The sequence below is a fragment of the Streptomyces avermitilis MA-4680 = NBRC 14893 genome (genome assembly GCF_000009765.2).
Taxonomy (GTDB): Bacteria; Actinomycetota; Actinomycetes; order Streptomycetales; family Streptomycetaceae; genus Streptomyces; species Streptomyces avermitilis.
In genome coordinates this window covers 8,396,623-8,419,760 of the sequence record NC_003155.5, presented here as the reverse complement: position 1 = coordinate 8,419,760, position 23,138 = coordinate 8,396,623, and the positions used below count along the sequence as shown (strand labels likewise).

23 protein-coding genes and 1 pseudogene are annotated in these 23,138 nt (G+C 72.5%); 8 read left to right on the top strand and 16 right to left on the bottom strand.

Going from position 1 to position 23,138, the window contains the following annotated elements; translation table 11 throughout:
• Positions 1–55: 55 nt before the first annotated feature.
• Both SAVERM_RS36270 and SAVERM_RS36265 read right to left on the bottom strand, forming a co-directional pair.
• Positions 56–277, bottom strand: a pseudogene (locus tag SAVERM_RS36270) (Imm21 family immunity protein); the annotation flags it as partial.
• 88 nt (positions 278–365) lie between these two features.
• Positions 366–935 (bottom strand): rhodanese-like domain-containing protein, encoded by a 570-nt coding sequence (locus tag SAVERM_RS36265; RefSeq protein ID WP_037647011.1) that lies wholly within the window; start codon positions 933–935, stop codon positions 366–368.
• A 163-nt stretch (positions 936–1,098) separates the two neighbouring features.
• On the opposite strand from SAVERM_RS36265, the gene SAVERM_RS36255 reads away from it, so the two are divergent.
• Positions 1,099–1,545: an Lrp/AsnC family transcriptional regulator gene (locus SAVERM_RS36255; protein WP_010988452.1), complete on the top strand. Its 447-nt coding sequence runs from the start codon at positions 1,099–1,101 to the stop codon at positions 1,543–1,545.
• A gap of 18 nt (positions 1,546–1,563) precedes the next feature.
• Here the strand turns inward: SAVERM_RS36255 and SAVERM_RS36250 are convergent, their stop codons facing one another.
• The 4 genes from SAVERM_RS36250 to SAVERM_RS36235 all read right to left on the bottom strand — a co-directional run bounded on the left by SAVERM_RS36250 (position 1,564) and on the right by SAVERM_RS36235 (position 8,490).
• A complete protein-coding gene (locus tag SAVERM_RS36250) occupies positions 1,564–4,563 on the bottom strand; it encodes an AAA family ATPase (RefSeq protein ID WP_010988451.1) in 3,000 nt (999 codons plus the stop codon).
• Positions 4,564–4,630: 67 nt separating this feature from the next.
• Positions 4,631–5,794 carry an exonuclease SbcCD subunit D gene (locus SAVERM_RS36245; protein WP_010988450.1) on the bottom strand — a complete coding sequence of 388 codons (1,164 nt, stop codon included), beginning with the start codon at positions 5,792–5,794 and terminating at the stop codon, positions 4,631–4,633.
• Between the two features lie 246 nt (positions 5,795–6,040).
• Complete coding sequence (locus SAVERM_RS36240) at positions 6,041–7,537, bottom strand: DEAD/DEAH box helicase (RefSeq protein WP_010988449.1); 1,497 nt, start codon at positions 7,535–7,537, stop codon at positions 6,041–6,043.
• Positions 7,538–7,863: 326 nt separating this feature from the next.
• A complete protein-coding gene (locus SAVERM_RS36235) occupies positions 7,864–8,490 on the bottom strand; it encodes a YigZ family protein (protein WP_010988448.1) in 627 nt (208 codons plus the stop codon).
• Between the two features lie 283 nt (positions 8,491–8,773).
• Between SAVERM_RS36235 and SAVERM_RS36230 the strand changes: the two genes are divergently transcribed.
• Positions 8,774–10,765, top strand: coding sequence for an APC family permease (locus SAVERM_RS36230; RefSeq protein WP_171033149.1), 1,992 nt, complete (start codon positions 8,774–8,776; stop codon positions 10,763–10,765).
• Between the two features lie 47 nt (positions 10,766–10,812).
• Here the strand turns inward: SAVERM_RS36230 and SAVERM_RS36225 are convergent, their stop codons facing one another.
• Positions 10,813–11,361 (bottom strand): SixA phosphatase family protein, encoded by a 549-nt coding sequence (locus tag SAVERM_RS36225; protein ID WP_010988446.1) that lies wholly within the window; start codon positions 11,359–11,361, stop codon positions 10,813–10,815.
• On the bottom strand, positions 11,358–12,050 hold the full coding sequence (locus SAVERM_RS36220) for a cysteinyl-tRNA synthetase (RefSeq protein ID WP_037647010.1): 693 nt from the start codon (positions 12,048–12,050) through the stop codon (positions 11,358–11,360). Before SAVERM_RS36220 ends, SAVERM_RS36225 begins: the two co-directional genes overlap by 4 nt.
• Before the next feature lie 209 nt (positions 12,051–12,259).
• Here SAVERM_RS36220 and SAVERM_RS36215 point away from each other — a divergent pair, with 209 nt between their 5' ends.
• Positions 12,260–12,667, top strand: coding sequence for a CoA-binding protein (locus SAVERM_RS36215; protein ID WP_010988444.1), 408 nt, complete (start codon positions 12,260–12,262; stop codon positions 12,665–12,667).
• 184 nt (positions 12,668–12,851) lie between these two features.
• Here the strand turns inward: SAVERM_RS36215 and SAVERM_RS36210 are convergent, their stop codons facing one another.
• From SAVERM_RS36210 to SAVERM_RS36200, 3 genes are all read right to left on the bottom strand, one after another.
• The gene (locus SAVERM_RS36210) at positions 12,852–13,889 is read right to left on the bottom strand and encodes a cation diffusion facilitator family transporter (protein WP_037647009.1); all 1,038 of its coding nucleotides are present in this window, start codon (positions 13,887–13,889) and stop codon (positions 12,852–12,854) included.
• Between the two features lie 138 nt (positions 13,890–14,027).
• Positions 14,028–14,579 carry a DinB family protein gene (locus tag SAVERM_RS36205; RefSeq protein ID WP_010988442.1) on the bottom strand — a complete coding sequence of 184 codons (552 nt, stop codon included), beginning with the start codon at positions 14,577–14,579 and terminating at the stop codon, positions 14,028–14,030.
• 27 nt (positions 14,580–14,606) lie between these two features.
• Positions 14,607–15,278, bottom strand: coding sequence for a TetR/AcrR family transcriptional regulator (locus tag SAVERM_RS36200; RefSeq protein ID WP_010988441.1), 672 nt, complete (start codon positions 15,276–15,278; stop codon positions 14,607–14,609).
• A gap of 113 nt (positions 15,279–15,391) precedes the next feature.
• Between SAVERM_RS36200 and SAVERM_RS36195 the strand changes: the two genes are divergently transcribed.
• The gene (locus tag SAVERM_RS36195; protein ID WP_010988440.1) at positions 15,392–15,952 is read left to right on the top strand and encodes an NAD(P)H-dependent oxidoreductase; all 561 of its coding nucleotides are present in this window, start codon (positions 15,392–15,394) and stop codon (positions 15,950–15,952) included.
• A gap of 158 nt (positions 15,953–16,110) precedes the next feature.
• On the opposite strand, the gene SAVERM_RS36190 is transcribed toward SAVERM_RS36195, so the two are convergent.
• A complete protein-coding gene (locus SAVERM_RS36190; RefSeq protein WP_010988439.1) occupies positions 16,111–16,488 on the bottom strand; it encodes an ArsR/SmtB family transcription factor in 378 nt (125 codons plus the stop codon).
• 77 nt (positions 16,489–16,565) lie between these two features.
• On the opposite strand from SAVERM_RS36190, the gene SAVERM_RS36185 reads away from it, so the two are divergent.
• Entirely contained in the window at positions 16,566–17,741 is a 1,176-nt protein-coding gene (locus tag SAVERM_RS36185; RefSeq protein WP_010988438.1) for a cation diffusion facilitator family transporter, read from the top strand.
• A 55-nt stretch (positions 17,742–17,796) separates the two neighbouring features.
• Here SAVERM_RS36185 and SAVERM_RS36180 read toward each other — a convergent pair whose 3' ends face one another.
• Positions 17,797–18,351: a YbaK/EbsC family protein gene (locus SAVERM_RS36180; RefSeq protein WP_010988437.1), complete on the bottom strand. Its 555-nt coding sequence runs from the start codon at positions 18,349–18,351 to the stop codon at positions 17,797–17,799.
• Positions 18,352–18,394: 43 nt separating this feature from the next.
• Positions 18,395–18,967, bottom strand: a complete 573-nt coding sequence (locus SAVERM_RS36175) for a helix-turn-helix domain-containing protein (RefSeq protein WP_037647007.1) — start codon at positions 18,965–18,967, stop codon at positions 18,395–18,397.
• A gap of 102 nt (positions 18,968–19,069) precedes the next feature.
• Here SAVERM_RS36175 and SAVERM_RS36170 point away from each other — a divergent pair, with 102 nt between their 5' ends.
• Entirely contained in the window at positions 19,070–19,927 is an 858-nt protein-coding gene (locus tag SAVERM_RS36170) for a DMT family transporter (protein WP_037647145.1), read from the top strand.
• Positions 19,928–19,940: 13 nt separating this feature from the next.
• Here the strand turns inward: SAVERM_RS36170 and SAVERM_RS36165 are convergent, their stop codons facing one another.
• On the bottom strand, positions 19,941–20,705 hold the full coding sequence (locus SAVERM_RS36165; protein WP_010988434.1) for an acyltransferase: 765 nt from the start codon (positions 20,703–20,705) through the stop codon (positions 19,941–19,943).
• Positions 20,706–20,871: 166 nt separating this feature from the next.
• On the opposite strand from SAVERM_RS36165, the gene SAVERM_RS45410 reads away from it, so the two are divergent.
• Positions 20,872–21,408, top strand: coding sequence for a gamma carbonic anhydrase family protein (locus tag SAVERM_RS45410; RefSeq protein WP_010988433.1), 537 nt, complete (start codon positions 20,872–20,874; stop codon positions 21,406–21,408).
• Between the two features lie 3 nt (positions 21,409–21,411).
• On the opposite strand, the gene SAVERM_RS36155 is transcribed toward SAVERM_RS45410, so the two are convergent.
• A complete protein-coding gene (locus SAVERM_RS36155; protein WP_010988432.1) occupies positions 21,412–22,062 on the bottom strand; it encodes a DedA family protein in 651 nt (216 codons plus the stop codon).
• A gap of 632 nt (positions 22,063–22,694) precedes the next feature.
• Here SAVERM_RS36155 and SAVERM_RS36150 point away from each other — a divergent pair.
• Entirely contained in the window at positions 22,695–23,105 is a 411-nt protein-coding gene (locus SAVERM_RS36150) for a DUF485 domain-containing protein (protein ID WP_010988431.1), read from the top strand.
• Positions 23,106–23,138 lie beyond the last annotated feature (33 nt).

The following is a 23,138-nucleotide window of genomic DNA, read 5'->3' as shown; positions in this document are numbered from 1 at the left end:
CGCGAGCCCGGCCGCGGTCAGCGTCTGAAACCGTCCTGTCCGGAGGTCATCATCACGACCCGGGGTCGTCGCCGAGGACCAGGGCCCGGGTGTCGCCGACAGGGACGAGGCCGATGAACGCGTCGACGTCGCAGGCGCGGTCGTAGTCGGTGGACAGTTCGTCGCCGTCCGCCCCCGCCCAGAACGGGAGCACCACCTCGGGTACGGCGATGAGCGGGCCGCCGCCCGACTCCACCCACGCGACCGCGCCGACACCCGCATCCGTGCAACTGGCCATGCGCAGAACCTACATGCAGGGGCCGCGGCCGCCTTCCGGCGTCCGTGCGTCGCGGGGTCCGCCCGCGGTGGTACGACGCCCGGTCGCCTCAGCAGCCGCAGTCGTCCGCGTCCACCGGCGCCGTCAGCGGGTCGGCGACGCGGTGGTCGCGGCCCTCCCAGGTCTCGTACTCGAAGCCCTCGCGCACCCAGTACTCGAAGCCGCCCAGCATCTCCTTGACCTGGAAGCCGAGTTCGGCGAGGGCCAGGGCGGCCCGGGTCGCGCCGTTGCAGCCGGGGCCCCAGCAGTACGTGACGACCGGTACGGACCTGTCCAGGAGCTGCTCGGCCTGCTCCGGGATGAGCGCGGTGGGCAGATGGACGGCGCCGGGCACATGGCCCTGGTCCCAGGACGCGGTGGAGCGCGAGTCGAGAACCACGAAGCCGGGGTCGCCGCCGGCCGCCAGTGCGGTGGCGACATCGGACACGTCGGCGTGGAAGGCGAGGCTCGCGCCGAAGTAGGCGGCGGCCGCGGCCGGGGAGGCGGGGGCGACGCGGAGTACGGGGTTGTCGGCGGTCTTCGCGGTGGCGGTCTTCGCGGTGGGGGCCTTCACGGTCGGGGCCTTCACGGTCGGGGGCGATGTGGGGGTCGTCGTGGTGGGCGTCGTCGTGGTGGTCATCGTGGTGCCTTCCCTCCCTGCCCCGCCGTTCCGGTGCGTTCGCCTGCTCCGGCCGTACGGGACCCTCATGGCTGAGAATCTACGGCCGGTGATCCCCGTCCTGAAGGAGTGATTCACGGCGTCACTCTTGATCTGCCGGGGATTCCCCTGCTATTCCTCGGGAATGACCACGTATTCCCCGGACGCCACCGACTGGCGCATCCTCGATGTCCTCCAGCGCGAGGGACGGGCCAGCTTCGCCGAGCTGGCCCGTGCCGTCTCCATGTCCTCGAGCGCGGTCACCGAGCGGGTGCGGCGGCTGGAGGAGGCCGGCGTGATCCAGGGATACGCGGCGGTCGTCGACCCGGACAGCCTGGGCCTGCCGATCCTGGCCTTCGTCCGGCTGCGCTACCCGAACGGGAACTACAAGCCCTTCCACGACCTCGTCGCCGTGACGCCCGAGATCCTGGAGGCGCACCACGTCACCGGCGACGACTGCTTCGTCATCAAGGTCGCCGCGCGCTCGATGCGCCATCTGGAAGAGGTGTCGGGCAAGATCGGCGCTCTGGGGTCCGTGACGACGAGCGTCGTGTACTCGTCACCGCTGCCCCGACGCCCGCTGGGTCGCTGACCCCGGGGCCGCCGGGCGTCACAGCCCGCCCCGCTGTCGTACCACCGAACCCGTCCGCCCCTTCACGATCTCCAGCTGCGCGGTGATGCGCCGTCGTAGATCCGCGACATGGCTGACGATGCCGACGCTGCGGTCCCGCTCCCGCAGGGAGTCGAGTACGTCGAGGACCTCGTCGAGGGTCTGGTCGTCGAGGCTGCCGAATCCCTCGTCGATGAACAGGGTGTCCAGGCGCACCCCGCCGGCCTCGTCGGTGACGACGTCCGCGAGGCCGAGGGCGAGAGCCAGCGACGCGAAGAAGGTCTCGCCGCCGGAGAGCGTCGCCGTGTCCCGCTCGCGGCCGGTCCAGGCGTCCACGACATGCAGCCCGAGACCGCTGCGTCCGCGTCCGGCCCGGTCGTCGGAGTGGACGAGCGTGTAGCGCCCCGACGACATGCGTCGCAGGCGCGCGGTCGCGGCCGCCGCCACCTGTTCCAGACGGGCGGCGAGGACGTAGGACTCCAGGCGCATCTTCCGCTCGTTGTCCGCGGAGGTACCCGCGGCCAGTCCGGCCATACGGGCCACCCGGTCGTGCTCCTCGCGCAGCGGCGCCAGCCGGCGTACGGACGTGAGCGCGCGCGTGGACAGCCGGTCCAGTTCGGCGCAGCGCCGAGCGGCCGCGTCCTGGGCGGAGGCGGTGTCCCGCAGCCGCCGGGCGGCCAGCTCGGCGGTCTCTTCGGCGGCGGCCAGGCCGGCGGCCGGCTGCCGCGCGGCGGCGGCCGTGTCGGCCTCGGCGAGCACCGCGCGTACGGCGGCCTCCTCGGACTGCCAGGCGTCGAGGCGCCGTTGGAGGTCGCGGTGGGCCGCGTCGTCGAGGAGCGCGGCGGCCGCGTCCCCCGGGGTGTCGAACCCGGCGCGGAAGGCCGCGTCGGCCAGGCGCGCGTCGGCGTCCTTGAGGCGCTGCGCGGTGTCCTCGGCCGTGCGCACGGCGTCCGCGGCGTCCGTGAGCAGGGCGGTCCGGCGCTCCAGCTGCGCGGCACGCGCGGCGACGCTGTCGGCGGCGCCCCGGGCCTTTGCCAACTCCTCCTCCAGCGAGGCCCTTTCCCGGTCGATCGTGTCCCGGTGGGAGACCCGGGCGGCGGCGCGCAGGGCGGCCTGCTGCTGGTCGGCGACCCGCCGTTCGTGTTCGAGCTCGGCCTGTGCGAGCCGCTGCCGCGCGGTGTGCAGCCCGGAGGCGGCGGCGCGCGCCTCGGCATGCTGCCGCTCCAGCTCCGCTGCCTCCTGGGCGAGGTGGGCGGTCGGCGCGTCGCCCGCTTCCGCGGTCGCGGCGGCCAGCTCCTCGCGTACGGAGCCGAGTCGCCGCTCGTCCACGGTGGCCGTCTCGTCGGCGCGCTGGTAGGCGGTGAGGGCCCGCTCCTCGGTCTCCCGGTCGACATGCCCGGTGATCTTCCGCGCGGGCGCCGGATGGTCGAGGGAGCCGCACACGGCGCAGGGAGCGCCGTCGACGAGACCGGCGGCGAGTTCCGCGGCGATGCCCTGAAGGCACTGTTCCTTCAGGTCGAGCCAGTGGACCCGGGCGTCCGTCGCGTGCTCGCGGGCGGCGAGGGCACGGGCCCGGGCCTCGTCCGTGTCCTGGGAGAGCCGGTCGCGCCGACGGGCGGCCGCGAGGCGGGCCTGGGCGGGGTCGCGGCGCACGGCGAGCTGCTCGGCGCGCGTCGCGGCCTCCTGCGCGGACTCGATGCCGGCCTGGAGGTCGGCGCGGGTCGCCTCCCAGGTGGCGAGCCAGCTCTCGGCGTCCTGGAGGACGTCGTCGTCGGCGCGCTCCTGGCGGTCCAGGGAGGCACGCTCCTCGGTGAGTTCACCGAGCCGGCGCTCGGCCCGGCGGGCGGATTCCAGGCCGCCCAGTTCCTCGGCCGCCTTGCGGGCCGCCGCCGCGAGGCCGGGCGCGCCGGCGTCGGCGAACGTCTCGGGCAGGGCGGTGCGCGCGCGTGCCTCGTCCGTGGCCGCGCGCCGGTGCTCGGCCTCGGCGGCGTCGCGCAGATCGAGCGCGGGGGCCACCGCCTCGGCCTTGCGGCCACGCTCCATCCGCGTCTGCGCCTCCCGGTGGGCGTCGGAGCGCTCCTCCAGCAGCGCGGCGCGCTCGCGCGCCTCGGTGTACCTGCGCTGAAGGCGTGCCACTTCGCGTACGTCGTCGAGTACGCGGTCGGCGGCGGCCTGCGCGGACTCCGCCGCCGTACGCGCGCAGTGGGCCAGGGTCAGCCGCTCGCGGGCGGTGGAGCGGGCGACGGCGGCCCAGGTGAGGACGGTCTCGGCGAGTCCTGGGTCGCCGGGCGCGAGGTCGGGCAGCGGCACCTCGACGACGTCCCCGACGGCCTGCTGCATGCGGTGCGCGTCGGCGAGCAGCGTGGCGTCCCCGGCCCGCACCTCGGCCTCGACCGCCCGCCGCCGCTCGGCGAGCCGCTTCTCGACCTCCGCGAAGCGGTGGGTGTCGAAGAGGCGGCCGAGCAGTTTGCCGCGCGCCTCCGCGTCGGCGCGCAGGAAGCGTGCGAAGTCGCCCTGGGGCAACAGCACGACCTGGCAGAACTGCTCCCGGCTCATGCCGAGCAGCTGGGTGATCTCCTCACCGATCTCCTGGTGGGAGCGGCTGAGGTCCTTCCAGGAGCCCGCCGCCGCGTCGTGTTCGCGCAGCCGGCTCTGGGCCTTGTCGGTCGTCGTACCGGCGCCGCGCTTCTTGGGGCGCGCCCAGGGCGGCTGCCGGGTGATCTCCAGCCGGCGTCCGGCGACGGTGAGTTCGAGCCGGATCTCGGTACGGGTGGACGGCGCGGCGTGGTCGCTGCGCAGGGTCATGCCCTGGCCGCTCTGGCGGGCGCCCGGCACGGCCCCGTACAGCGCGTAGCAGACGGCGTCCAGGACGGACGTCTTGCCCGCCCCGGTCGGTCCGTGCAGCAGGAAGAGCCCGGCGGCCGAGAGGTCGTCGAAGTCGACGGTCTGGGCGCCGCCGAAGGGGCCGAAGGCGGTGATGTCCAGGCGGTGCAGCCTCATCGGCTCCCCTCCGTGTTCGAGTGCGGTCGCCGCACCGGGCGCCGTGGGTGTCCGGCGGTCGCGGGCATCAGCGGGCGACCTCCCGGACCGCCTCGTCGGCGCGGACGGCGTCGAACGCGTCCTGCAGCACGGCCTGTTCGCGCGCGTCGGGTCCGGCGCCGCGCACATGGGCCACGAAGTCCTCCGCGATCTGCTGGTCGCTGCGGCCAGCCAGGCGCCGCGCGTACGAGACGTCCGGGTCCTCCGGTGCCCGCTCCGGGTCGAAGACGAGGCTGAGCGTGTGCGGGAAACGCTCGGTCAGTCGCGCCATGGGCTCGGCGGGGCGCACCGGGTCGGTGAGCGTGGCCTCGACCCACGCCTCCTCGTGGCGCGTCAGCCCGGGGTCGGCGAGCAGTTCCTCCAGTGGCCCACGGATCCTGGCGAGCGGGCGGGGCACCGGGCAGTCGACCCGCTCCGCCTCGATCGAGCCGTCGGCCCCCAGGTCCACGAGCCACATGCTCTTGCGGTGCTCGGCCTCGGAGAAGGAGTAGGGCAGCGGGGAGCCCGAGTAGCGCACGCGCTCGGTGATGGTCTGGCTGCCGTGCAGATGTCCCAGCGCCGCGTAGTCGACGCCGTCGAAGACCCCGGCGGGCACGGCGGCCACCCCGCCGACCGTGATGTCCCGCTCACTGTCACTGGCCTCGCCGCCGGTGACGAAGGCATGGGCGAGGACGACGGAACGGGTGCCCGGCGGGCGCGTGGCGAGGTCGGCCCGGACCCGGTCCATGGCGGCGGCGAGCACGGCCTCGTGGGCCGCTTTCTCCACCCCGAACTGGTCCCTCACCAGGGCCGGTTCAAGATACGGCAGCCCGTAGAACGCGACGTCGCCGAAGGTGTCGGACAGCAGCACGGGCGTACCGCACGCCGAGACCTCGGTCCGCAGATGGATGCCGGCGCGGCCGATGAGGCCGGCGCCCACGCCCAGTCGGCGCGCCGAGTCGTGGTTCCCGGAGATCATCACCGTGGGCACGCCCAGGTCCGCCAGCCGGTGCAGGGCGTCGTCGAAGAGCTCGACCGCGGCCAGCGGCGGCACCGCCCGGTCGTACACGTCCCCCGACACGACCACCGCGTCCACGCCGCGCTCACGCACGGTCGTGACGAGATGGCCGATGAAACCGGCCTGGGCACCGAGCATGTTCACCCGGTGGAACGCCCGGCCCAGATGCCAGTCGGACGTGTGCAGAATCCTCAAGACACCGCTCCGACCTGCATGCTTCCCCTTACTACGCCCTACGCCCCTGGAACCGGCGCCGACCAGCACGGGCCTCACCGTCAGCACCGACCACGCTAACGCCTGTCGGCACCCGATTCCTCACACATCCCGGTCCGCCCCTGACATCCGCCACCTATAGCCATAGATGTCCACATTGACCTGAATTGCGGCGCGGCCGACGGGCGTTCGGGCGGGCGGTCCCGCGGGCGTTCAGCTGCGCTCGGGCTACGCGCCGCGACGGATCCGGGCGGCCTTGCGGGCCTCGGCCGTCTGCCGGGCCTCGGCGGACCGGCGGGACTCACCACCGGCGCGGCCCGGGCGAGTGCCCATACCCCGGAAGGGGGCACCGCCGCGCTTGGGGCGCTCCGTGACCGGCCCGCTGCCGGCGATGGGGACACCGGAGGGCGCCTGGGCGCCGGTGATACGGCTCAGCTCGGCCTCACCCGAGCGGACCTGAGTGATCTGCGGCCTGATGCCGGCATCGGACATCAGCCGCGCCATCTCACGGCGCTGGTTGGGCAGGACCAGGGTGACGACACTGCCGGACTCACCGGCGCGCGCGGTACGGCCGCCGCGGTGCAGGTAGTCCTTGTGGTCGCTCGGCGGGTCGACGTTGACGACGAGGTCGAGATCGTCCACATGAATGCCGCGGGCCGCGACATTGGTCGCCACGAGCGCCGTGATGTCGCCGGTCCTGAACTGCGCCAGGGTGCGGGTGCGCTGGGGCTGCGACTTGCCGCCGTGCAGGGCGGCGGCCTTCACGCCGCTGCCCAGCAGGTGCTTGGTGAACTGGTCGACGGCGTGCTTGGTGTCCAGGAACATGAGCACGCGCCCGTCGCGGGCGGCGATCTCGGTGGCGGTGGCGAACTTGTCGGTGCCGTGCACATGCAGCACGTGATGCTCCATCGTGGTGACCGTGCCCGCCGACGGGTCGACCGAGTGGACCACCGGGTCATGGAGGTAGCGACGGACCAGGAGGTCGATGTTGCGGTCCAGCGTGGCCGAGAACAGCATCCGCTGGCCGTCGGGGCGTACCTGGTCGAGCAGTTCGGTGACCTGGGGCATGAAGCCCATGTCGGCCATCTGGTCGGCCTCGTCCAGGACGGTGATGCTCACCCGGTCCAGCCGGCAGTCCTTGCGCTCGATGAGATCGGCGAGGCGGCCTGGAGTCGCGACGACGACCTCGGCCCCGGCGCGCAGTGCGCTCGCCTGCCGGCCGATCGACATGCCGCCGACCACGGTGGCCAGCCGCAGCTTCAGCAACTGGGCGTACGGAGTGAGCGCGTCGGTGACCTGCTGGGCCAGCTCGCGCGTGGGGACGAGGATCAGGGCCAGCGGCTTCCGGGCCTCGGCACGCTGTCCGGCCGTGCGCACGAGTAGCGCCAGGCCGAAGGCGAGCGTCTTGCCCGATCCGGTCCGCCCGCGGCCCAGGACGTCGCGGCCCGCCAGGGAGTTCGGCAGGGTGGCGGCCTGGATCGGGAACGGCTCGTTCACGCCGAGGCTGGTGAGCGTCTTCAGCAACTCGGCGGGGAGGTCCAGCTCGCCGAACGTCGCAGCCGCGGGGAGGGCCGGCGTGACGGTGACCGGCAACGCGAACTCCCCCTGCGGTGTGGAGGGACGGCGCCCGTTGCCACCCGAGCGGGCGCCCCGGCCGGAACCGGCGGAGCCATCCTTCTTACGGGTGTTGGAGAAGCGGTCGTTCGTGCGAGCTGAACGGTTCATGGAGAACCTTCCTCGACAGGGCACGCATCGAGGAATTCTCGGCGGGCACGAGCCGAATGAATTGCAGGAACGAGCCGGGTGCAAGACAAAAAAAGAAGCCGACCGCGCCGACGCGGCGGAGTACTACTTTTCACCCATGATGCCATGACCACGCACGGCGAATGTCCTGAACGTGCCACTGCGGCCCGAACCGGCCGGGATGCACACAAGTCGCCATGACTCCGGAAATCAGCACAGGCCGCCGACTGGGCGGAGCGCCCGTTCACTGTCCCCGTATCCCGTATCCCTGTGTCGCTGTATCGCTGTATCGCTGTGTCGCTGTGTCGCTAGGCGTCCCCGTATGCCTCGCCGCCCAGTTCGAAGCCGGCCGTGCCGGCGGTGGCGTCGGCGAGCCACGAGCGGAAGGCGTCCACGTCGGCGTCCGGGAGGCCGATCTCGATCGTGACCGCCTCCCCGTAACGCACGTCACGCACCGTGCGTCCGGTCGACCGCAGGTCGTTCTGCACCTTGCCGGCCCGCTGGTGGTCGACGGTCACCGTGGCGAGCCGGAAGCGTTTGCGCGTGAGGGTTCCGAGCACGTCCAGCGCCTCGCCCACCGCTCCCCCGTACGCCCTGATGAGCCCGCCCGCGCCGAGCTTGACCCCGCCGTAGTAGCGGGTGACGACGGCGACGACGTACCGCATGTCCCGGCGCAGCAGCATCTGCAGCATGGGGACGCCCGCGGTGCCGCCCGGTTCCCCGTCGTCGCTCGCCTTCTGGACGGCGGCACCGGCGCCGATGACGTACGCGTAGCAGTTGTGCGTGGCGTCCGCGTGCTCCTTGCGGACGGCCGCGATGAAGTCCTGGGCCTCCTGCTCGGTGGCCGCCGGGGCGAGGGCGCACAGGAAGCGGGAGCGGTTGATCTCGGTCTCGTGCACGCCCGCGTGGGCGACTGTGCGGTACTCGTCCTGCATCACGCCAGCGTATGCGGTGCGCGCGCGGGGGCGGCACGACGGATCGCACCACGGATCGAACGCGCACCGCACGCGCGCGTGCGGCAGCCGGATCAGGGCACGTGTCACGCGTGCGTGCGCAGCGCACTGCCGCCGCGCCGTCCGGTCCGCCCGGTCCGTCCGGTCCGCCCGGTCCGTCCGGTCCGTCCGGGCCGTCCGGTCGCCCCCGGCGGGGGTGCGGGCGGCCGTGTGGTGGATACTCGCTCGTCGTTGTCCGAAGGCCCCAGGTCAGGGAGATCGCAGCATGAGCGGCACGCAGGTGGACAGTAAGGACACCGCCGAGCCCGACGAACCAGGGCCCTCCGCCGCCACGCCCCGCTGGCGGGCCTGGCTCCTGGAGGGCCTGAGCGAGCAGACGGCCCGGCACCCGGGCCCGCACGCCACGACCGACGAGGGGCACGCGGGGCACCGGTGGTGGCGGGTCATGTGTCTGACCGGTGTGGACTACTTCTCCACGCTCGGCTACCAGCCCGGCATCGCGGCGCTCGCGGCCGGCCTGCTGTCGCCGCTGGCGACGCTCGTGCTGGTCGCGCTGACCCTGCTCGGCGCGCTGCCGGTCTACCGCCGGGTCGCGCACGAGAGTCCGCACGGCGAGGGTTCCATCGCCATGCTGGAGCGGCTGCTGCCCTGGTGGGCGGGGAAGATCTTCGTCCTGGTGCTGCTCGGGTTCGCGGCCACCGACTTCCTGATCACGATCACGCTCTCCGGCGCCGACGCCGCGGCGCACGTCGTGGAGAATCCGTTCGCTCCGCACTGGCTGCACGGCGCGAACACCTGGATCACGCTCGTCCTCGTCACGGCCCTGGGGGCGGTCTTCCTCAAGGGCTTCCGTGAGGCCATGGGCATCGCCGTGACGCTGGTGGCGACCTATCTCACACTCAATGTCGTCGTTCTGGCCGTCTCGGCGTGGGAGGTGCTGAGCCACCCGGTCAAGATCGGCGACTGGACCGACGCGATGACGACGGAACACTCCTCTCCGCTCGCGATGGCCGCCGTGGCGCTGCTCGTCTTCCCGAAGCTGGCGCTCGGCATGTCCGGCTTCGAGACGGGCGTCGCGGTGATGCCGCAGGTCGAGGGCGACCCCACGGACACCTACGAGAAGCCGACGGGCCGGATCCGCGACACCCGCAAGCTGCTCACCACGGCCGCCGTGATCATGAGCTGCTTCCTGCTGCTCTCCAGTCTGGCGACGACGATCCTGATCCCGCAGGACGAGTTCAGGAGCGGCGGCGCCGCGAACGGCCGCGCGCTGGCGTATCTCGCGCACCAGCACCTGGGCGAGGCCTTCGGCACGGTCTACGACGTCGCGACCATCGCGATCCTCTGGTTCGCGGGCGCCTCCGCGCTCGCCGGACTGCTCAATCTCGTGCCGCGCTATCTGCCGCGGTACGGCATGGCCCCGGAATGGACCCGGGCGGTCCGCCCCCTGGTGCTGGTCTTCATGGCGGCCGCGGTCTTCATCACGCTGTGGTTCAACGCGAACGTCGACGACCAGAGCGGCGCGTACGCGACCGGCGTCCTGGTCCTGATGCTCTCCGCGTCCTTCGCGTCGACGGTCGCCGTGCACAAGCGCGGCCACCGGGGCGCCGCGACCGGGTTCGGTGCCATCACCGCGGTCTTCGCCTACACGCTGGTCACGAACGTGATCGAGCGGCCGGACGGCATCAAGATCGCGGCGATCTTCATCCTGGCCATCCTGATCACCTCGTTCGCCTCCCGTGTGCGCCGGGCCTTCGAACTGCGGGCCGCCGCCGTCACGTTCGACGAGACGGCCTCCCGGTTCCTCGACGAGGCCGCGGCGAGCGGGCCTCTCCGGCTGATCGCCAACGAGCCGCAGGAACACAGCACGCGCGAGTACCGCGCCAAGGAGTACAGCCAGCGCGAGCAGACCCACATCCCGGACGGGCGTCCGGTGCTCTTCCTGGAGGTCTTCGTCACGGACTCCTCGGACTTCACCGCCGATCTGGCCGTCCACGGCGACGAGAAGCACGGGGTGCGCAGGCTGCGCGTGGAGGGCGCGACCGTGCCCAACACCATCGCGGCCGTCCTGATGCAGCTGCGGGACCGCACCGGTGAGGTCCCGCACGCCTACTTCAACTGGACCGAGGGCAACCCGTTCAGCCAACTGCTGCGCTTCCTCGTCTTCGGCGACGGAGAGGTCGCCCCGGTCACCCGGGAGGTCCTGCGCCGCGCGGAACCCGATCCGCAACGCCGGCCCCGGGTCCACGTGGGCTAGGGCCTGTTCCGGAAGTGGCGCCTGCCACGCGCGCAACGGGCCCTAGGTCAGCGGTGCTTGTGGCCTCGGGGGACGGTCAGCTCCGTCAGGAGTGCCGTGCCGGGGGCCAGGGTCTGCCAGGACTCGCCGTGCCAGGCCAGGACCGCGATCGCCGAGGTCGGGAACTTGACGCCGAGGCGGTCCAGTGTGTCGTCGACGCCGTCCCCGGCCAGTTCGAGGACCAGTTCCTCGAGCCCCGGGTTGTGCCCGATCAGCAGCAACGTCCCCACCTGGCCGGGCACTTCGCGCACCGCCGCGAGCAGGTCCGGCGCGTCGGCCGCGTACAGCCGCGCGTCGAGCCGTACGGCCGGCGGGGTGCCCCACTGCGCCGCGGCCAGCTCCCAGGTCTGGCGGGCGCGTACGGCGGTGGAGCACAGGGCGAGGTCGGGCAGGAGGTCGGCCTCGGCGAGCACACGTCCGGCGGCCGGGGCGTCCCGGCGGCCGCGCGGTGCGAGCGGTCTGTCGTGGTCGGCAACCCCGGCGGGCCAGGCGGACTTGGCGTGCCGAAGCACCACGAGTCTGCGCAGCGGCCCCGTGCCGGGGCGCGGCGCGTTCATGCCCATGCCCCGATCTCCCGGGTGAGTTCGAGCCCGAGGAGCCGGTCCGCGTAGGCGTACGACTCGAATCGGGCGCCGTCCGGCACGTCGTCGGCGCCCTCCAGTCGTCGCAGCACGTCCAGGACCGCCGGGAGGTCGAGGTCGTCCTCCCAGGCGGCGCGCAGTTCCTGCCGTACGTGTTCGGGGATGGGCTTGGAGGGGTGGTTCGCCCACAGGGCGACGGTCTTGCGCCAGCGTGCGAGCGTCTCCTGAGCCTCGGTCAGCGCGCCGCTGTCGAGGTCGGCGGGGCTGCTGCGGGGGTGGGCGAGCAGGGCGAGGCGTACGGCGGAGGAGGACCCGGCAGACTCGGCGGAGTCGGCCGGACCGCCCGCCGGGGCGACCTCGACGCGGATGCCGTCCACGACGGGGTCCTCGGGACCGAGCACGTGCAGGATCCGCCCGCCGCCCAGGGTGTCGGTCTCCGCGCGCCGGATGCCGAGCGCGTCGGCGCGCGCCCGGAGTTCGGCGGGCGGGTCGGCGACCATGACGACGGGGGTCCCGCCGAGTTCGAGGGCACGGGCGAGCACGTCGGCGACGAGCAGCACGCGCAGGGCGGACGTGTCGGCCCGCGCCACATGCGCGTGGATCCTGGTCAGGCCTGGTCGGACGTCGGTGGGCTCGCCGGTTCCGGCGTCGGTGATACGCAGCACGGGGTGAGCGTAGGCGCCAGGGCCCTCGGGCGCAGGGAGGTGGGGACCGTTCCGGACATGCGTACGCCGTCCAAGCTCGCGCGCGCGTCCCACCGGCGCGCCCGTGTGCGCCTCCGACACCCGGGGGAATCCCGGCGAACGGCCCGCTGTTGCCAGGCACAGCAAGCCTCGTGCGGGACGAGCCCGCAGGACGTCGAAGGAGACCGGCCGTGTACGGCGACTCAGCAACGACCCGCAAGATCCTGACCGAGCTCGGTGACACCTGGGCGATCGTCGGCCTGTCCTCGAACCGGCATCGGGTGGCGTACGGGGTGGCGGACGTCCTTCAGCGCTTCGGCAAGCGCATCGTGCCGGTGCATCCGAAGGCCGAGACGGTCCACGGCGAGCAGGGCTACCCGTCCCTGGAGGCGATCCCGTTCCCGGTCGACGTGGTCGATGTGTTCGTCAACAGCGATCTGGCGGGGCCCGTCGCCGACGAGGCCGTGACGATCGGCGCCAAGGCCGTGTGGTACCAACTCGGGGTCGTCGACGAGGCGGCGTACGAGCGGACGCGGGAAGCGGGCCTGGACATGGTGATGGACCGGTGCCCGGCGATCGAGATCGGGCGCCTGCGTTAGATCGGGCGCCTGCGTCAGACCGGGTCCCTGCGTCAGACCGAGTGCCTGCGTCAGACCGGGCCCCTGCGCCGGACGGAGCGCCGGCCCGGGCCCCCGGCCGGCGCGCCGCCCCAGGCTTCCCGGGCCTTGGCCCGCACAAGGCCGTCCGCCCCCCTACCGCCTACCGCTGTGCCGCGCGCCGGCGTCAGTGTCCGTGCGGCTCCTCCCGGTGGACCGGCCCGTGGGCGTCCTCGCAGTGCGGCGCGCCGTCCGGCGGGATCCGGTCGCCGCGCAGGGCCACCTGGAGGAGCTGTTCCGGGATGTGGTCGACCTGAAGTGTCGTGTGGGTGATGCCGTAGTCCTGGCGCAGCAGTTCCTCGAGGTCGCGGCGGACCGCGTGGCAGTCGCTGCCGGGCTGCACCAGGACGTGGGCCGACAGGGCGGCCTGCCCCGAGGTGATCTGCCAGACGTGCAGGTCGTGGACCTCGACGACGGCCGCCTGCGCGACGAGCTTGTCGCCGAGCGCGTCCGGGTCCACGTCGGCCGGTGCGGCCTCCAGGAAGATCCGGCCGGAGTCGCGCAGCAACCCGTAGCCGGCCTTGACCATGAGGACCACGACCACGAGCGTGGCGATGGCGTCGGCGCGGGCGAAGCCCGTCACGACGACGACCAGGCCGGCGATCGCGGTACCGATGAAGGCGAACAGGTCGTTGAGGATGTGCTGGTAGGCGCCCTCGACATTGAGCGAGGTGCGGTTGGCCTTGGAGATGCACCAGGCGGCGGCCACGTTCACGACGATCCCGGCGAGCGCGGTGATCAGCATCAGGCCGCCCTCGACGTCGGGCGGCTCGACGAGCCGTCGTACGGCCTCGTACGCCAGCCAGACACCCAGCAGGAGCAGCGTCAGCCCGTTGGCCTGGGCGGAGAGGATCTCCGCGCGTTTGAGTCCGTAGGTGAAGCCGCCCTTGGCCGGGCGCGCGGCCAGTCGCATCGCGATCAGCGCGAGCACGATCGAGGCGGCGTCGGTGAGCATGTGCGCCGCGTCCGAGATGAGGGCCAGCGAGCTCGCGACGACACCGACGACCACCTCGGCCGCCATGAACAGGGTGATCAGAGCGAGCGCGATCCCCAGCCACCGGCGGTCGGCGTCCGCCGACACTCCGTGGGAGTGACCGGCGTGCCCGGAGTGCCCGGAGTGCCCGGTATGGCCGTGCGGGCCGTGGTCATGGCCGTGGTCGCTCATGTCGTGCGCCTTCCCCCTCGCGTCGGGTGCCTCCACCGCAGTCAAACGCATCGCGGTGCTGATCGGCAAAGGCTGCACCGGTGACCGTTGTCATCTCCGTTAACACGCCGCTGACCTGCGGAAACGTAAACCGTTGCGTCACACTCCGGTCGCCCCGTCGATCCGCTCGCGCAGCAGGTCCGCGTGGCCGTTGTGGCGGGCGTACTCCTCGACCATGTGCACGAGGACCCAGCGCAGGGAGACGGTGCCGCGCCAGGAGTCGTGGCCCTCGACGTCGAGGTGGGGCGCCTCGGCGACGTAGTCCTCGGCGAAGGCGACCTCGGAGCGCCAGGCCCGCCAGGCCTCGGCGACCACGGACAGGTCGGGGACGGCGCCGGTGAAGTCGCCGTCGGGGTCGGACGGCGAGGAGAAGCGGGGCGGCGCGTCCTGTGCGGCCATGACCTGACGGAACCAGCGGCGTTCGACGTCGGCGAGATGGCGCAGCAGACCGAGCAGCGAGAGGGTGGAGGGTGCCACGGAGCGTTGCGACAACTCCGCCTCCAGGCCTGAGCACTTGAGCTCAAGCGTCGCGCGCTGGGCGGCCAGGAAGTCGACGAGCAGGGTGCGTTCGGTACCGGTCGCGGGGCCGAGGACGCGGGGATCGCGGTCGGCGGCGACGAACATCTCGGCTCTTCTGCCCGGGGTGGTCATGGCCCCATCATCGGTGCCGGAGGGGCGTCACCCCGTACTACATCGGCTCTGCCCGCCCGTACATCGGTCGACGAGGTCGTACCAGCCGGCCTCGACCCGCTCCAGGGTCATGCCGCGCCGGGTGAGCAGATGGTCGACGAGGATGGTGTCCAGGTAGCCCAGCAGCGTGTGCGCGACGAGTTCGATGTCGCCCTCCGTCCGCGCCTGGCGCAGCAGCAGGCAGACGTGGGTGAGCCGGAGCTGGTACGGCGGAGCCGTGTGGCGTCGCGCCGCCTCCGCGTGGGCGGCCAGGTACAGGTCGCTGTGCGTGTGTTCGCGGCGGATCACCGCCGAGCCGAAGGCGCGCAGCCGCTCGACCGGAGGGGCGTCCGGGCCGAGCGGCGGCGGGCCGGTGAGGAAGGCGGCCTGGAGCTGCTTCTCGTGGTGGTCGAGGAGGGCCTCGAGGAGTCCCGTGCGGTCGCCGAACCGCCTGAAGACCGTGCCCTTGCCGACGCCCGCGCCGCAGGCGACGGCCTCCATGGTCACGTTCGCGGCGCCGCGCTCGGCCGCCAGGCGGGCGGCGACCTCCAGCAGACGGCTGCGGTTGCGGGCGGCGTCCGCCCTGAGCTGCGGCGTCTCGCCACCGGGCGTCAGGGTGAGGTCCGTTCGCCCGCCGGGGTCGTCCTGCGGTGCGGGGAAGGGCGGGAGCAGCTGGGTCATGGATTCAGGTTAGCGCTCCACCAGGACAAGTGGACCTCGGTCCGTTTAGGTGCTACAACATTAAACGGACCCCGGTCCGCTTGGCTCTGACCGCATATCCTGGGAGTTAGCTCATGTCCGTACGTATCCTCGCGCTCGTCGGCAGCCTTCGCGCCGGTTCGCACAACCGCCAGCTCGCCGAGGCCGCCGTCAAGCACGCCCCCGAGGGCGTCGAGATCGAGCTCTTCGAGGGCCTGGCCGACGTGCCGTTCTACAACGAGGACCTCGACGTCGAGGGCGACGTGCCCGCGGCCGCCGCCCGGCTGCGTGCCGCGGCCGGCGCGACCGACGCCTTCCTGCTCGTGTCGCCCGAGTACAACGGCACGATCCCGGCCGTCCTGAAGAACGCCATCGACTGGCTGTCCCGCCCGTACGGCGCCGGTGCGCTGTCCGGCAAGCCGGTCGCCGTGGTCGGCACGGCCTTCGGCCAGTTCGGCGGCGTGTGGGCGCAGGACGACACCCGCAAGGCCGCGGGCATCGCGGGCGGCACGGTCCTGGAGGACGTCAAGCTGTCCATCCCCGGCTCCGTGACCCGCTTCGCAGAGCTCCACCCGGCCGACGACGCCGAGGTCGTCGAGGGCCTGACCAAGGTCATCGAGCAGCTCAGCTCGCAGGCCGCGCCCGCCGCGGCCTGATCACCCGGCCGGCGAGCGAGCCGGCCCGATACGCGCGACGGCTGTGGGCCGAGGCGGAAAGCCTCGGCCCACGGCCGTTCTCGCATGCCCACGCGCGACCCCGCCGCGTTCGGCACCCGTTCGCCCGCCAGACACGGGCACGGGCGCCGCCCCGCGGCTCAGTCATGCGCGGGCCGGTCGCTGAGGCGGTGGTCGGCGAGGCTCAGCGCCTCGTCCACGACCCGGCGCAGATGACCGTCGCGCAGGGAGTAGATCACGCGGCGGCCCTCCTTGCGCGTGTTCACCAGACCCGCGAGCCGGAGCCGGGCCAGGTGCTGGCTCACGGCGGGACGCGCCGCGCCGCACACCTGCGTGAGCGTCGAGACGTCCGCCTCCCCACCAGTCAGGGCGTGCAGGAGGGCGAGACGGGTGCGGTCCGCGAGCAGGGCGAGGAGTTCGGCGGCGAGTACGAACTGCTCCTCGCCGGGGGTTCGTGGGTGCGCCTCGGGCTCGCCGCCCGTGCGCGAGTGCGCACCATGCGCAGGTGGTAGGTGCATGCGTGCGTTCATACGCACATAATGGTTCCGTGGAGGCGACCGCGTCCACTCCCCGCCCGGCGGAAGGGACCACGCACGTGACCGACCGGCACCAAGCCCACAGCCACGGCCCCGATCACGGACCGGACCGGGCACACACGCACGCACACGCACACCCCCACGCACACCCCGACGCACAGCCCCACGACCGTTCCCGCGACCACGGACCGGACCGGGCACCCGCCCACGACCACGCTCACCACCACAGACCCACCACCCTCCTCCCGCGTCTGCGCCACCTCCTCACCCCCCACTCCCACGAAACCGCCGACAAGCTCGACTCCGCCCTGGAGTCCTCGGCCCGTGGCATGCGGGCGCTCTGGGTCTCGCTGGCCGTGCTCGGGGTGACGGCGGCCGCCCAGGCGGTCGTGGTGGTGCTCTCCGGGTCGGTCGCGCTGCTCGGCGACACGGTGCACAACGCCGCCGACGCGCTGACCGCCGTACCGCTCGGCATCGCCTTCGTCCTGGGCCGGCGAGCGGCGACGCGCCGGTTCACCTACGGCTACGGTCGCGCGGAGGACCTGGCGGGCATCGCGATCGTACTGACCATCGCGGCGTCGGCGGTCTTCACCGCGTGGGCGGCCATCGACCGGCTGCTGGAGCCGCGACCGCTGAACCATCTGCCCGTCGTCGCCCTCGCGGCCGTCATCGGCTTCGCGGGCAACGAGTGGGTCGCCCGCCACCGCATCCGTGTGGGCCGCGCGATCGGCTCGGCCGCCCTCGTCGCGGACGGGCTGCACGCGCGTACGGACGGATTCACCTCGCTCGCCGTGCTCGTGGGCGCGGGCGGCGCCGCGCTCGGCTGGCCGGCGGCCGACCCGCTGGTGGGGCTGGCCATCACGGCGGCGATCGCGCTGGTGCTGCGGGACGCGGCGCGCGAGGTGTTCCGGCGGGTGATGGACGCCGTCGACCCGGCGCTGGTGGACCGGGCCGAGCGGGCACTGGAGGAGGTGCCCGGCGTACGCGACGTCGGTGAGCTGCGGTTGCGCTGGATCGGGCACCGGCTGCGGGCCGAGGTGGCCGTCGTCGTCGACGGCGAGGTGAGCGTGCGCCAGGCGCATCACATCGCGGTCGAGGCGGAACACGCCCTCCTGCACGCCGTTCCGAGACTCACCGCCGCCCTGGTGCACGCCGATCCGGCACCGCTGCCGGGCGAGACGGACCCCCATCTGGCGCTCGCCCACCACACCGATCCCTCGGTGACGGCGGCCTGACCGGACTCTCAGAGCCCGAGCCGCCCCACCCTCAAGCCCGAACCGCCCCGGACCCTCAGATCCCGAGCCCCTCCAGCACCACCGCGTTCGGAAGCTCCGCGAACGCCTTGCCGGGCACCAGCAGCTTCCCCCTCCGCCGCCCGCTGCCGACCAGGACGTAGGGAAGATCGACGACCGCCGAGTCCACCAACACCGGCCAGCCGCCCGGCAGTCCGATCGGGGTGATGCCGCCGTACTCCATCCCGGTCTCCCCCGTCGCCGTGTCCATCGGGGCGAACGAGGCCTTGCGCGCGCCGAGTCGGCGGCGGACCGCGCCGTTCACGTCCACGCGCGTGGCGGAGAGGACCACGCATGCGGCCAGCACGGTCTCGCCGCCCCGCCTGCCCGCGACGACCACGCAGTTGGCCGACCGGTCGAGCAGGTCCTTGCCGTAGTGCTCCAGGAAGACGGCCGTGTCGGCCCACTCCGGTTCGGTGTCGACGTACACGATCCGGTCGGCGGGGACGCTGCCGCGCCAGTGGCGTACGGCGTCGGCGACCGGGCGGGTGAGTTCGTCGAGGCTGTCCGGGGCGGGCGTGGCGTGGTCGAAGTCTCCGATGGGTGCGCGCATGACGGCACGCTAACAGCAGCCCCCACGCCTCCCGGACGGCGTCTCAGCGCACCGGCGGGACCGACACCGTCATGATCATCTCCAGTGGCGCGTCACCCGAATTCGCGTACCTGTGCGGCACGTTGGCCTCGAAGGAGACGCTCGCGCCCGTCGGAACGTGGTGCACCACGCCGTCCACGGTGAGGGTCAGCTCCCCGGCCGTCACATGGACGAGCTCCACCGAGCCGTTCGGGTGCGGGTCGGAGGGGCTGCCCTCGCCCGGCATCAGCAGCCAGTCCCACATCTCCAGCGGGCCGGGCGCCTCGGTGCCCGCGAGCAGCCGGTTGTAGCTGCCGGCGTCGGTGTGCCACAGCCGTACGGCCTGGTCGGCCGGGACGATACGGACCTTCGGCCCCTGCTCGTAGTCGAGCAGCGTCGTGACGCTGACACCGAGCGCGTCACCGATCTTGACGACGGTGCCGATGCTGGGGTTGGTCCTGGCCTGCTCGATCTGGATGAGCATGCCGCGGCTGACCCCGGCCCGCGCGGCGAGCGTGTCCAGGGTGAAGCCGCGCTCGGTGCGCCAGCGCTTCACATTGCGCGCCAGGGACTGAGTCAGCAGGTCGAGGTCCGACACATTCCGTCCAATATTCTGGATGACAGAGTTCAATGCAATGAACTATGGTGTGGTGCACCTGATTGTTCACCGAACTGTACTGCGAGGCGCCCGATGGCCGCACTGCCGGCACTCTTCGCCCTGGCCACCAGCCTGCTGTGGGGCCTGGCCGACTTCGGCGGCGGACTGCTGACCCGACGTACACCCGCGCTGACGGTGGTCGTCGTCTCGCAGTCGATCGCGGTGGTCGTGCTCGGCGCCGTCGTCGTCGCCACCGGCGGCTGGAGCGAGGCGGGTCCGCAGCTCTGGTTCGCCGTCGCCGCCGGACTGGTCGGACCGGTCGCGATGCTCTCCTTCTACAAGGCGCTGGCGCTCGGCCCGATGGGCGTGGTGTCGCCGCTCGGCTCCCTCGGCGTGGCCGTGCCGGTGGGCGTCGGTCTCGTCCTCGGCGAGCGCCCGGGACTGTTGCAGTTCGCGGGCGTCGCGGTCGCCGTCACCGGTGTCGTGCTCGCGGGCGGGCCCCAGCTGAAGGGCGCGCCCGTGCAGCGCCGGGCCGTCTTCCTCACCCTGCTGGCGGCGGTGGGCTTCGGCGCGGTCATGTCGCTGATCTCGGAGGCCTCGACGACGGTCACCGGTCTCTTCCTGGCGCTGTTCGTGCAGCGCGTGACCAATGTGGCCGCGGGCGGCGCCGCGCTGTTCATCGCCGTGCGGCGCGGCGCCCCCGCCCTTCCTGAGAGCGGCTTCCCCTGGCGTGCGCTGCCCGCGCTCGGCTTCGTCGGCCTGGCCGATGTCGCCGCCAACGGCACGTACTCGATCGCCGCCCAGCACGGCCCGGTCACCGTGGCCGCCGTTCTCGCCTCGCTCTACCCGGTGATCACGGCCCTGGCCGCACGCGGCTTCCTCAGCGAACGGCTGCGCGGCGTGCAGGCGGCGGGCGCGGGCCTCGCACTGGTCGGCACACTGCTGCTCGCGACGGGCTGAGCGCGGGCCCGGATCAGGACTCGACGTCGAGTTCCGCGAGCCGGGCGGCACTCTCGTCGTCGAGTTCGGACAGCGCCAGCAACTGCTCGGGGGTGACCCCTTCGGGGATCGGCACCGGCGCCGGCGTCCGCAGCGGCGGCTGCCAGCCGTCGGCGGGGGTCCAGCGTCGTACGACCCGCGCGGGCGCCCCGGCCACCACGGCGTGGTCGGGCACCACACCGCGCACCACCGCTCCGGCGGCCACCACGACGTTCCGCCCGATCCGGGCGCCCGGCAGGATCACCGCGCCCGTCCCGATCCAGCAGCCGGACCCGATCGACACGGGTTCCATACGGGGCCACTGCTTGCCGATGGGCTCGTGAGGATCGTCGTACGAGTGGTTCGTGGAGGTCACGTAGACGTAGGGACCGAAGTAGCAGTCGCTGCCGATCGTGACCGTGGTGTCGGCGATGACGTGACTGCCACGACCGAGGACGACCCCGTCGCCGATGCGCAGGATCGGGTCGGGGCCGAGGTCGAGGTCGGGCATCAGACCGGCGGTCAAGGTGACCTGTTCGGCGATGATGCAGTGCGAGCCGAGGTGGATCCAGGGCTCACCGAAGACGGTGCCCTGCGGGAAGGCGAGTCTGGTAGCTGTTCCCATCGCGCCGAAACGGAGCCGTCCGGGGTGCTCGGCGCTCACGGCCCCTGTTCGTTGTGCCCAGGCCCAGCCCGCGTGGACGGCGCGCTGCGCGAGGCGGCGCCGCCATGATGAGAACGTGTTCTTGCTCCTGGGCACCCGCTCACGGTACTCAGCGCGCGGGGCGCCCATGACGACGTACGGCTGTGATCTTCGCCCCACCGGAGCTTCCCCGGAGCTCCCCGAGGAGCCCCACCGGGCCCGGCCGGGACCTCGGACGATGACATACGGTGCCGGTGTACCGACGACGGAAGAGGGGACGGCCATGACGCACAAGGCGCTGATCACGGGCATCGGCGGCAAGGATCCGAAGGTGGATCAGGAGGCGTTCACGGCGCCCACGTCCGTGGTGATCGGCGAGGTGACGCTGCACGCGGGCGCGAGCCTCTGGTACGGCGCGGTGCTGCGCGCCGACTGCGGTCCGATCGTCGTCGGCGCGGACAGCAACATCCAGGACAACTGCACGCTCCACGTCGACCCCGGCTTTCCGATCTCCATCGGCGAGCGGGTCTCGGTCGGACACAACGCCGTGGTGCACGGCGCCACGGTGGAGGACGACTGTCTGGTCGGGATGGGCGCCACCGTCCTCAACGGGGCCGTGATCGGCGCGGGTTCCCTGGTCGCGGCGCAGGCGCTGGTCCCACAGGGCATGCGGGTGCCCCCGGGCTCGCTCGTCGCGGGCGTACCCGCGAAGGTCAAGCGGCCGCTGACCGACGAGGAGCGCGAGGGCATCAAGCTGAACGGCACGTACTACGTCGAACTGGCGAAGTCGCACCGCGCGGTGCACGCGCAGGAGGACTGAGCGTCAGTCCGCGGCCGGGACGGTCTCCGGCTCGGCCGCCTCCCGCTCGGCCGCGGCCTTCTTGGCCTTCCGCTTGATGACGAGCATCGAGGCGAGGCCGATCAGCACGGCCGCGACCAGGCCGAGATAGGAGAAGCGCTTGAGCCAGGACTCGGCGACGACACCGACGTAGTAGATGACGGCGGTGGTGCCGCCGGCCCAGATGATGCCGCCGAGGACGTTGGCGATCAGGAACTTCCAGTACGGCATCCGCAGCACACCGGCGAGCGGGCCCGCGAAGATCCGGAGCAGGGCGACGAAGCGGCCGAAGAAGACGGCCCACATGCCCCACTTCTCGAAGGACCGTTCGGCGGTCGCGATATGCCCTTCGCCGAAGTGCCTGGGGAACTTGTTGCCGAGCCAGGCGAGCAGCGGCCGTCCGCCCTTGCGGCCGATGGCGTAGCCGATGGAGTCACCGACCACGGCACCAACCGTGGCGCAGATGCCGAGGATCACCGGATTGATGCCGCCGTGCTGCGAGGACAGCAGCGCGGCCGAGATCAGGACGATCTCGCCGGGCAGCGGGATGCCCAGGCTCTCCAGGCCGATGACCAGGCCCACCAGCGCGTAGATGCTGACCGCGGGCACCGTCTCGAGCCATTCCTGGACGTGCAACGCCGCTTCCTCCCGTTTCGCTGTACGTGAGTCTGGTGCCGGCCGGGCGTGACCCCCCGGCGTTCGCTCCCCCTGGTGCGCATGTGTGCGCACGCCGGGAAGCCTACCCGCTCGGCGTACGACGGCGGAGTCCCGCGGCTCGCCCCCTGCTCCCGTGGATTCGACGCCCCTCACCCGACCGGTCACGCCCGTCGGCCGCGGGCGATTCGTGCGGCGCATTCGAGCCGACCGAAAGAGAAAACCGGCGTCTTCAAAATCCCCGTATCGGCCGCCGACGGGCCGAAGAGCACCCGGAACGGGCCGGGGAATATGCGCATGGCGCAGTCGCCCTGAAGAATTCACACGAGCAGTTGATTATTCAATGTCACCGCTGCCATACTCCGCTTTCGGCCTGGTCTCCACCCCGGACAGGGCCGCCTCGGCCGCCACAAAGCCGCCCGGCCGACGGAATTCACGAACTCCCCACAAAGTCCGCACAAGCGCCTGACTTCGGCGAACAGAAGTGTCCGTCGGCCATTTCCCCCGGGAAAAAGATGACCACGGCTCATCTCTGTTCTGTTCCGCGCCGAAGGGGAATGGCCATGGCTCGACAGAGCCGGGCGTGCGGCATAAAGCAGTGAAGAAGGTGCGACATGTCCTGGCACTCCGTACCACAAGACAGTCTTCGTCCACCGCCCCCCGCCGACCCGGAACTCCTGCCCACACAGGCGATACACGACCACCCCGAATTCCGTGCCATGCGCCGCGCTCACCGAAGCTTCGGGGCCAGGGCGGCGACGCTCGGCGTGGGCGGCTATCTGCTGTACGTCCTGCTGTCCGGCTTCGCCCCCGGTGCGCTGAACCAGCCGCTGGCGGGCCGTATGACTGTCGGCCTCGCTCTCGGCCTCGTGCAGTTCGTCGTCCTGGCCCTGGTCGCATGGCGCCACACGGTGCACATGCGCAGGCGCGTCGACCCGGTGGCGCGCGGCCTGCGCGCCCAGCTGGACCGGCGCCGGGCCGAGCAGCCCCCTCTCCCCGGCCCGCGGCGGTACCGCTCGTGGTGACCGACTCCGCCGCTGCCGTCTTCTCCTCCGGTG

What these genes read in the sequence shown, in the direction of transcription:
- SAVERM_RS36265 (WP_037647011.1), bottom strand. Translation starts at nt 935, where the DNA reads ATGACCACCACGACGACGCCCACCACGACGACCCCCACATCGCCCCCG.
- SAVERM_RS36255 (WP_010988452.1), top strand. Translation starts at nt 1,099, where the DNA reads ATGACCACGTATTCCCCGGACGCCACCGACTGGCGCATCCTCGATGTC.
- SAVERM_RS36250 (WP_010988451.1), bottom strand. Translation starts at nt 4,563, where the DNA reads ATGAGGCTGCACCGCCTGGACATCACCGCCTTCGGCCCCTTCGGCGGC.
- SAVERM_RS36240 (WP_010988449.1), bottom strand. Translation starts at nt 7,537, where the DNA reads ATGAACCGTTCAGCTCGCACGAACGACCGCTTCTCCAACACCCGTAAG.
- SAVERM_RS36235 (WP_010988448.1), bottom strand. Translation starts at nt 8,490, where the DNA reads ATGCAGGACGAGTACCGCACAGTCGCCCACGCGGGCGTGCACGAGACC.
- SAVERM_RS36230 (WP_171033149.1), top strand. Translation starts at nt 8,774, where the DNA reads ATGAGCGGCACGCAGGTGGACAGTAAGGACACCGCCGAGCCCGACGAA.
- SAVERM_RS36225 (WP_010988446.1), bottom strand. Translation starts at nt 11,361, where the DNA reads ATGAACGCGCCGCGCCCCGGCACGGGGCCGCTGCGCAGACTCGTGGTG.
- SAVERM_RS36210 (WP_037647009.1), bottom strand. Translation starts at nt 13,889, where the DNA reads ATGAGCGACCACGGCCATGACCACGGCCCGCACGGCCATACCGGGCAC.
- SAVERM_RS36205 (WP_010988442.1), bottom strand. Translation starts at nt 14,579, where the DNA reads ATGACCACCCCGGGCAGAAGAGCCGAGATGTTCGTCGCCGCCGACCGC.
- SAVERM_RS36200 (WP_010988441.1), bottom strand. Translation starts at nt 15,278, where the DNA reads ATGACCCAGCTGCTCCCGCCCTTCCCCGCACCGCAGGACGACCCCGGC.
- SAVERM_RS36195 (WP_010988440.1), top strand. Translation starts at nt 15,392, where the DNA reads ATGTCCGTACGTATCCTCGCGCTCGTCGGCAGCCTTCGCGCCGGTTCG.
- SAVERM_RS36190 (WP_010988439.1), bottom strand. Translation starts at nt 16,488, where the DNA reads ATGCACCTACCACCTGCGCATGGTGCGCACTCGCGCACGGGCGGCGAG.
- SAVERM_RS36180 (WP_010988437.1), bottom strand. Translation starts at nt 18,351, where the DNA reads ATGCGCGCACCCATCGGAGACTTCGACCACGCCACGCCCGCCCCGGAC.
- SAVERM_RS45410 (WP_010988433.1), top strand. Translation starts at nt 20,872, where the DNA reads ATGACGCACAAGGCGCTGATCACGGGCATCGGCGGCAAGGATCCGAAG.
- SAVERM_RS36150 (WP_010988431.1), top strand. Translation starts at nt 22,695, where the DNA reads ATGTCCTGGCACTCCGTACCACAAGACAGTCTTCGTCCACCGCCCCCC.